This window comes from Prosthecobacter sp. (genome assembly GCF_014879935.1).
GTDB lineage: Bacteria > Verrucomicrobiota > Verrucomicrobiia > Verrucomicrobiales > Verrucomicrobiaceae > Prosthecobacter.
In genome coordinates this window covers 1-2,177 of record NZ_JACSRD010000007.1, presented here as the reverse complement: position 1 = coordinate 2,177, position 2,177 = coordinate 1, and the positions used below count along the sequence as shown (strand labels likewise).

The 2,177-nt window shown below is 58.5% G+C and carries 2 protein-coding genes and 1 pseudogene; 1 reads left to right on the top strand and 2 read right to left on the bottom strand.

The features are described from left to right. A partial coding sequence (locus IAE77_RS00085) for a phage/plasmid primase, P4 family (RefSeq protein WP_294219613.1) occupies positions 1-1,425 on the top strand: 1,425 nt, incomplete at its 5' end. Here the strand turns inward: IAE77_RS00085 and IAE77_RS00080 are convergent. After that, positions 1,307-1,891, bottom strand: a complete 585-nt coding sequence (locus tag IAE77_RS00080) for a nucleotidyltransferase domain-containing protein (protein ID WP_294219612.1) — start codon at positions 1,889-1,891, stop codon at positions 1,307-1,309. The genes IAE77_RS00085 and IAE77_RS00080 overlap by 119 nt on opposite strands. A 67-nt stretch (positions 1,892-1,958) precedes the next feature. Further along, positions 1,959-2,177 (bottom strand): annotated as a pseudogene (locus IAE77_RS00075) (hypothetical protein); the annotation flags it as partial.

Here is a 2,177-nt window from a genome sequence, read left to right as displayed (position 1 = left end):
TTCGCAGAAGATGGTTATGAGCTTTTCGACGAATGGAGCGCGAGCGGCAGCAAATACACAGCCTCGGAAGAGACGCGCAGAAAGTGGCAAAGTTTCAGCAGTTCACGCAAGCGCCCGCGCACCATCCGAAGTCTGTTTCAGGATGCGCTTGCCGCTGGATGGGATGGCTTGCTTGAGAATGGCGACAAATGGCTTCCAAGGGGCGGGGAGTTGCAGGTGCTACGCCCGCTCGTTGCCTACCCCAAGAATGACTTGGGAAATGCGGAGGCAATCGTCGCACACGCCGGAGACAATTTCCGCTATGTCTCGATGCACGACAACTGGCTCGTTTGGGACGGCTGCCGCTGGCAGGTGGATTGGAAGTGCACCAGACTCCAACAGCACATTGATAAATGCATCAGACAGTGGATTCGCGACGCTGCGGACATCCAGGACCACGAAGCGAGGGCTAAGGCATTATCTCGCGCCCTGTCATTCGGAGACAAGAAGGTGCGACAGAACGCGCTGGAGATGGTGAAGCATCAGCCGATGATAATCATGCCGGGAGACGCCTTGGACGCATCCCCCTTGCTTCTTGGTGTCCCGAACGGTGTCCTCGATCTGAGGGCAGGCGTGTTGCTCACCAACGCTCGGGAGCACCACATCACCAAGTCCATCAGCCCTCGTTTTGATCCATCCGCGACATGTCCTCAGTGGGAAAAATTCATCGAACGAGTGACGCGAGGGCACGCTGGCCTTGCCGAGTTTTTGCAGCGCAGCATTGGCTACTCGCTCACAGCGCTGACAACGGAGCACGTCTTCTGGTTCCTGCATGGCTGCGGTAAGAACGGAAAATCCGTCTTCATCGAAACCATGCAGTCGTTGTCCGGTGAATATGGCAGGCGGGCCACTGAAAAATTGCTCTCGATTTCAAGGTTTGGCGGCGATGCACCTCTGGATGAGCTTGCCGGACTGCCGGGAACACGAATGATCTTTGGCTCTGAGACTGCGGACGGCGTGAAGCTCAATGAAAAGCTCGTCAAGGACCTCACGGGCGGCGACACGCTGCGGGGTAGGCGGCTCTACAATGACGGGTTTGATTTTCGCCCCGTCTGCAAGCTCTGGATGTTTGGGAACCACAAGCCCGAAATCTGCGGCACGGACCACGGCATCTGGCGGCGCGTGCTGCTCGTTCCTTTCACCGCCTGCATAAGCAATCAGGAGCAGGACAGCCACCTTGCCGCGAAACTCGGTGCCGAACTGCCGGGAATCCTCAACTGGGCGTTGGCAGGACTCCGCCAGTATCACGAAATCGGCCTAGCGCTTTTTAGCCCAGTTTTCCAAGCTCATCGTCGCTACCTTTCAGCCAGAGTTTCGGCTCGCTCAAGACGCGATTCACAAAGGCATCCTTCTTCGACTTCTTCTGCCGCCACTCATCCACCATGAGGCAGTGAGGGTTGATCTCCCGGCCCAAACGCTCCGAAACGCCTCGCAAAGCCGGTGTCACCTTCCGCAAACCCGCCGTGCCGATCAGCATCACGTCCACATCGCTCTCCGCCTTCGCCGTTCCCGCTGCCACCGAGCCAAAAACGAAGGCCAGCTCGATCCCCGGCACCTTCTCCAGCGCCTTTCGCAGCTCCGGCACCATGCCCGACGTCTTGACCACCAACCCACGAAGCTCCGCAAACAGCGGATGCGTCGTCTCCGCCCGAAAATACAGCCGGTTCCCATCCCGCTCGCCCTTCACCAGCCCGATCTCCTGGAGATACCCCAGCTCCTTCTGCATCGCCGCAGGCGTCATCCCCGCCAGCCGCGCCAGATCACGAACATGCGCCTCCTTGCCCGGCTCGGCAAAAAGTAGCCGGAACACCTCGGCACGCGCTTTTGGGAAAATGGCTGTCAGATCCATCATTGTTCACCAAAAGTAAACGAACGGCCGCTTTTGGTAAACATATTTTCCATTCTTGTTTATCGCTCGATTAGGTGATCAAGGCCCCAACCTCAAACCTCTCTGCCAGCCGGTAGCTTCGTCCCTTCTTCGACGCGTTGGCGACGGCCAGAAAGCCTTCAGCCGCCCATTTGGCGCACTGATCGCGGCCCTGACGGGGTGATAAGCCGAGATAGGCGGCGAGTTCGTTCGAGGTGACGATGCGATGCTTCGCGAAGAGGCCGAGCGCCTGGCGTTGCAGCGGACGCAG